The 6125-nt window shown below is 61.2% G+C and carries 6 protein-coding genes; 2 read left to right on the top strand and 4 right to left on the bottom strand.

Features of this window, described 5'->3' with window-relative positions:
* On the top strand, nucleotides 1-202 hold a 202-nt coding region (locus tag QNJ30_27860), incomplete at its 5' end, for a hypothetical protein (protein ID MDJ0947279.1).
* Nucleotides 203-750: 548 nt separating this feature from the next.
* Here QNJ30_27860 and QNJ30_27855 read toward each other — a convergent pair.
* Nucleotides 751-1404, bottom strand: coding sequence for a hypothetical protein (locus QNJ30_27855; protein MDJ0947278.1), 654 nt, complete (start codon nucleotides 1402-1404; stop codon nucleotides 751-753).
* Nucleotides 1405-1462: 58 nt separating this feature from the next.
* Complete coding sequence (locus tag QNJ30_27850) at nucleotides 1463-3778, bottom strand: RHS repeat-associated core domain-containing protein (GenBank protein ID MDJ0947277.1); 2316 nt, start codon at nucleotides 3776-3778, stop codon at nucleotides 1463-1465.
* Nucleotides 3779-3964: 186 nt separating this feature from the next.
* Between QNJ30_27850 and QNJ30_27845 the strand changes: the two genes are divergently transcribed.
* Nucleotides 3965-4207, top strand: coding sequence for a hypothetical protein (locus QNJ30_27845; GenBank protein MDJ0947276.1), 243 nt, complete (start codon nucleotides 3965-3967; stop codon nucleotides 4205-4207).
* 211 nt (nucleotides 4208-4418) lie between these two features.
* On the opposite strand, the gene QNJ30_27840 is transcribed toward QNJ30_27845, so the two are convergent.
* A complete protein-coding gene (locus tag QNJ30_27840) occupies nucleotides 4419-4958 on the bottom strand; it encodes a hypothetical protein (GenBank protein MDJ0947275.1) in 540 nt (179 codons plus the stop codon).
* Between the two features lie 11 nt (nucleotides 4959-4969).
* Nucleotides 4970-6125: RHS repeat-associated core domain-containing protein (locus QNJ30_27835; protein ID MDJ0947274.1), on the bottom strand; the 1156-nt coding region annotated here is incomplete at its 5' end.

The following is a 6125-nucleotide window of genomic DNA, read 5'->3' as shown; positions in this document are numbered from 1 at the left end:
CCTGGGCTCGGTCAGCGGCACCAAGCTCGACGGCTACCGCCTGCGCATGACCGTGACCGTCCGCCCCCGCGGCGAGACCCGGCTGCTGGTCCGGGCCAACGCCCAGTACAACCTGACCGCGGTCGAGGACCCCCTGCCCTACCAGCGCTTCTTCGCCGCCCTCGAACGCGCGATGTTCCTGACCGCCCAGCGCGTCGACTAGCAGGCGCTGGTATTGGGGCTGCGGCGAGGCGCTGCAGCGCATTACCCCGCGGATCAACTTTCGAAAGGGCTGGCGCGGCCACCTCTGGCAGGAGCGCTTCCACTCCTTACCCATGGACGAAGCCGACCCGCTGGCGACCGCCCGCTATGTCGAGCTGAACCCGGTCCGCGCCCGCCTGGTCCGAAAGCCCGGGATCTGGCCCTGGTCGAGCGCCCGCGCCCACCTGGCCGGTCGCGACGACGACCTCGTTAGGGTCACGCCCCTGCTCCGACGCGTTCCCGACTGGGCCCGCTTCCTGGCTGGCGGCATGGCGGACGAAGACATCGAGCAGCGCAAGCACAGCCGCAGCGGCCGCCCCTGGGCGCCAAGCGCTTCGTCCAGCGCCTGGAGCGCCGTCTCGGCCGTCCGCTCCTGCCCCGAAAGCCGGGGCGCAAGCCGAAGGAAGCGGAGCAAGGCTAGGGAAATCCGTATACTGTTCCCGGAATTCCCGCAATTCCCCCTGTCCCCGAATTCCCGGATCGTAGACCGCCGCAGGCACAGTCGTTGCCTCAAGATCCTGATTTGGCGCCCTCGGGGGCCTCGCTTCTGGGGCCTTGGTCACGAAAGTACGGAGGCAACTCACGCAAAGCAGCAGCAATTTCTTCTTTTGGAACTACGAAGGTATTTGACCTAAAGGCGAATACTCCATTGGTGCCGGTGAGATAGATGCACAAATCCCTGGGATCCCGACTCAAGTCAAAGGAAACAAACTCCGGGTCGGGTTCGTCTCGCTTCACTTCAGCAAATGTATAGTATTCAATCCTCTGACCGTTTTCCGCCTCAATGCTTTGTTGTATGAGATTTCGTCTCAGCGAATCGACACTTCGCCTGTTCCAATATACATCGATGAAAGAAAGAAGCACCTTCTTGTCTGGTGCGTCGCAAAAATGCGCCAAAGCACCCAAGTCGTATCCCCGGCCTTGGGTGAACTCCCACAAGTCCGTCTCAGTACTGAAATATATTTTCAGCAGCAGCTTGTGAGGGCGCTGCTTGGCATCTCCTTCATTGATCCCAAATTGATGACGAAATATGTCCTCCATGGACACGATCTTGATCTCTGGTTGGCTGAATTGATCAACCGCTCGTACGGAGGCGAATTCCACGTCTTCTGGGGCGCTCGCCACACAAGCACATAAGTTAAGCAATATCATGTAGATAGCCACGGGTCTTAGTCTTAGGCATAGGCATGACCACATAGCACGGTTCCTTGAAGAATGCATTTCAGCAACCGAGGAAAGAGCCGCATACAGCCATAATTTCTCCGTGATTATATGGCCTGTCGAAATGTTTTGAGTAGCTTCTCGGCCCGCCATCCCAGGAACCTCCAAGGCCAGCGACGACATTTCCAAACGTTAGATCACCCTTGGTTGCGTTGTAATTTCTCCAAGTTCTTGCATTAAGCTGAACCTGAGAATAACTTGGCCCAAACCAGCTCCCGACTCCAAAATTACTTACTGGATCTACTGTAACCAGCAACTCGACTCGGTGTCCGGCTGCAACGACAGCTGCCGCGGTGTCCGCTCCATAGCTGTGCCCAAATACTGCTACTGCACCCTTGTGTGCTTCAATAAAATCAGCAAGTTCTTCAGGTTCATCCCAGGAAAAATAGGCGACATTGACGGTCGCGGAGACGGCCGCGGAACTAGCTCGTTTCGCCCGCAAGTATGCTTTAAATGCAAACCCTTCGAGCGTTTCGTCAAGAGCTCCACCTACATATGCCACGCCTTTGGTTCCTCCTTTTCCTTGCAGGGCGGCGTGTTGAAGCGCTTCCACCATTTGGGATATCTTTCCAGGTAGAACTCCGAACCTCCTGGCTCGATCTAACAATCCTATGGCCTTCCTTATTTCACCTTTGTTCCTTGCGGTATAGAAATCATCCTCAATGTTTGCCGGATGAGTGAGGCCTAATCCGAGCACATCGTCTCCCCACCGATCCAGTGCAGCAAAGCCTAATCCAGCCGCTTCCGCCGCCGCACCAAGTGCCTCGGCGAAACCGCGCCCAGACGACAGGAAGCCGCGATGATCCATCGGCTCGTTCCGAGCGTCGGCACCGTAGCTCTTGTGGCCGTGCGGACCGACACCGCCACCATGGGTTCCCCGTCCGCCGCCATAGCTCTCAGATACCCCTATGCCGCTAGCCTGATCTTTACCTTGATCCATGCCATGGCCATGGTCAGTCGGGCCATCCAATCCGAAGCCGCTGGGATCGGTGAAGGATAGAGGGTTGTTATGGACGTAGGTGTAGCGGTTGAAGCTCTTGGTAGTTTCAGGATCCGGCACGATGGGGTCGGCCGAGAGGAACCTGCCCAGCACGGGGTCGTAGACGCGGCCGTTCATGTGGATCAGGCCGACGGCGTCCAGGTGCTCGTGGCCGGTGAAGCCGCGCGGGGTCTCGGCGCCGGGGGCGGCCGGGTCGCCGGCGGTCCAGTCGGCCAGGCGGCGCTGGCCGTGGGCGTCGAAGGAGAGGCGCTGGACCACCGCGCCGGTCTCGCCGGTGATGGTCTCGATCGAGCCCAGGTGGTCGCGGTGGAGGTAGCGGGTCCTGTTGGTCGCCGGCAGGTTGTCGTCGAAGACGGTGTGGATCGCCACAGTGCCGCCTGCCACGACGTAATGCACCAGCTCGTCGGGGCTGCCGAGCTGGATGCGGCGCTCGTAGAGGGAGCCGATATAGATCACGTCGCGGGCGGCACCGCCCTCGACCACGTGCTGCCTGATCCGCGCCCGGTCGGGGCCGTAGGTGAAGCCGGCCTCGTCGCCGGTGGAAACCTCCGTGATCAGGGTCGGCTTGTTGAAGGAGGACCAGGCGATGGTCTTCTCGACGCTGCTGCCGCCGCCCGTCTCGGCCGCGGGGTAGGCCGCCACCAGAAGGGTCGGCCTCAGCGCCAGGTCTCCCGACCAGCTCATGTCGTGGCTGCCGGCCGCGACGACCTCGTAGCTGGCGCCGCCGGCGAAGGCGCCGGTCTCGGCGTAGCCGATCTGCGTCTCGCCGGCGCCGGGGGACCAGATCGCTGGGCTATCCAAGCCGACGGCGCTGACCAGGATCGCCGTGTCGGCGCTGGTGGTGATATCCGCGCTGATCGAGCTTGCCGCCACGGGTTGGGCGGCCTGCGCGATCGTCGCCGCCGCCGCCTGGTCGACGCCGGTCACCGTGAAGGCCGTCACCTCCGTGTCGGAAAAGCCGAGGAAGTCGACCTCCAGGTCGGCCGTCTGCGCGCCCGGGCCCAGCTGCGCCTCGCGCAGCTCGAAGAGAGCGACGCCGGTCTCGTCGTTGACCAGCGCGCCGACCTGGGACAGCGGCTGCCCGCCGAAGGTCACGCTGCCGATCGTGCCTTCCTCGTGGCTGACCGCGACCAGCAGGACCCGGTTCTCACCCTCCGGCACCGTAAAGCCGGCCATGAGCACGTCGGGAAAAAAGGAACCCGCCGTCTGCGTCCTGGCCCCCAGAACCGACGGGCCGTGGGTCGCGCCGCCGGCGATGTGCGAGGTCATGTTGCCGTTGGCGTCATAGAGGTAGCCGTCCTCGCCGGCCCCGGTCACCGCGTGCGGGCCGGCGCCCGGGGCCGCCGTAGCCGTAGGCCAGATCCTGGATCACGGTGCCGGCCAGGTCGGTCGAAATCGCGTCGATCAGGCCGGTCCTGGGGTCGAAGGCGTTGCTGGCTCGCCCTGCGCTCGATCCCGCAGCGGGTCTTCGAGACCGCGGACCGCCGGGCGACCCTGCGCAGGGTGATCGCGACCCTGCAGGACCTGGGCTTCGTGATCGACAAGGCCGACGCCAACCTGGGCTCGGTCAGCGGCACCAAGCTCGACGGCTACCGCCTGCGCATGACCGTGACCGTCCGCCCCCGCGGCGAGACCCGGCTGCTGGTCCGCGCCAACGCCCAGTACAACCTGACCGCAGTCGAGGACCCGCTGACCTACCAGCGCTTCTTCGCCGCCCTCGAACGCGCGATGTTCCTGACCGCCTAGCGCGTCGAATAGCGGCTCGCGGCGCGGCTTCGGCGAGGCGCAGGCGCCGCACACGCCTCGTGGCCCACTTGTGCTAATTCACCCGAGGCCCTGGACAATGAGCCCGAAGCGCGACCAGCCGCGATTACAGCCATGTCCTCGAAATTACCGGAATCTAACTCGATTACTCCATATCCCCGGAGTTCCAGCGGAACTCCAGGAACTCTCAGAATCAATCCCAAACCTGCTCGAACTTCAATCCGCGAAGCTCTGCCGACTGCCAAAGCTCAACAAAAGCCTCGCGGACAAAGACCTCACGCGAGTCCAAGGTTGAACACCTGAAGATGTCCACATTGCGTATCGCTTCAGTGCAAAATGCGAAACTATTGACCCACAAAATCCGCCCATCGTCCAGGCGCTCAACAGATGACGCAGCTTCATCCAAAGCATCAAGTACGCGCGTAGCATTGAAAATCACGACCTCAGCGGCCCGGCAATGCAAGGGTAGCAACTCGCCGTTTTCTCTCAGAAGCGATCCCATAACTGAGACAGCTGTCGTCTTGAAAATGAGCGCATGAGACCCGAGCCACGGCGAGTCAGACTCAAGTAACCCACGTCCTTCATCCTCTCGGAGAATCTTCATTTTAATTGGCTTCCAGGCAGTCTGGCGGGGCTCACCATCGATCAAACGATCGATTGTATCGAAGTCCGCATCCCTTAAAGGATGGCAGAGCTCATAGCCATCAAGCGGTAGGGGTCTATACACGTTCATTCGACGATCCATCACGGGAAGGTCCCATTGATCAGTCCTTGTCTAATTCTATCGAGCGCCTGCACAACATCCTCCCGTCTTCCGCTTCGCGCCGCAGCTCGAAGTGCATTGTTGACAGCAGTATAGTACCTTATGGTGTGCATGCCATTGTGCAATGTCTGATGCAGAAACACTCCATTCTCAGCGGCATTAATCCCGATGCCGAACCTTTGTAATATGGCACGCGCTGGGCTGGCTAATGTAGCATTGAAAGCAACTATATGGTGCGCCGCATGGTCTGCAGGTCTCCTGAAGCCAGCCGCTTCTAGAGCTTTCCCCAAGATCCTTGCGGCATATTTCCTCGCGACTTTTCTTGCAGCTAGTATCGCTGCAAGCCCCACGATCTCAGATGATTCGATTAGGCCGAGGGCTACCGCGACCTCCAAAGACACGGCGAGGGCAACAACTCCACCGATCACGCCAGCGGCCCAATAGGCGGCATTTTCATCAAGCTCGTTCTCGCCGGGTCGGTCTCGGACATCAAAATCGACGAGCTGAAGCGTGGGGGCGGAATATACTCCCCCGCGTCGGCCGTTGAGGCGGGAACCGTCATAAATGTCCTCGCTAGAGAAGAGGTCTCCGGAAGCGACCTGGACGCCATGCGCGTAGTCTCTGCCGTTGCGGCCGCTATGGCCCTCATACTCGCGGGATTTTTCTACATCTGCCTGAATGCTCTCTTCTGTTCTCTTTCCTTGTTCCAGGGCGTCTCTTTCGGCAGCGAAGATGCCCTGTGAGCCAAAGCCACCGTAACAGTTACAGTCTGTTTCACCGGGGATGTCGCCTCCCGGCACCGTGGTTTGCTGACCGAAGGTATCGGGCGACTCGAACCTGTTGTCCGGGTTCTGGCCGAATGCGCTGCCAGTGCTCGCGCGCCCGTCGTTGTCCGATTGACCGTGGGGGCCCATCTCGCCTGCGTCCGGAACAAGGCCAGTCGGGTCCGTGTAGCTCAGCGGGTTGTTGCCTACGTAGCTGTAGCGGTTGAAGGACTGCGTAGCGGTCGGGCTGGGCACGAAGGGATCGGCCGAGAGGAACCTGCCCAGCACGGGGTCGTAGACGCGGCCGTTCATGTGGATCAGGCCGACGGCGTCCAGGTGCTCGTGGCCGGTGAAGCCGCGCGGGGTCTCGGCG

It is taken from the genome of Kiloniellales bacterium, assembly GCA_030066685.1.
GTDB lineage: Bacteria > Pseudomonadota > Alphaproteobacteria > Kiloniellales > JAKSBE01 > JAKSBE01.
This window is presented reverse-complemented; position numbering and strand designations above follow the sequence as displayed.

Excerpts from the sequence above, each read along its gene's own strand:
- QNJ30_27840 (MDJ0947275.1), bottom strand. The coding sequence starts at position 4,958 with ATGAACGTGTATAGACCCCTACCGCTTGATGGCTATGAGCTCTGCCAT.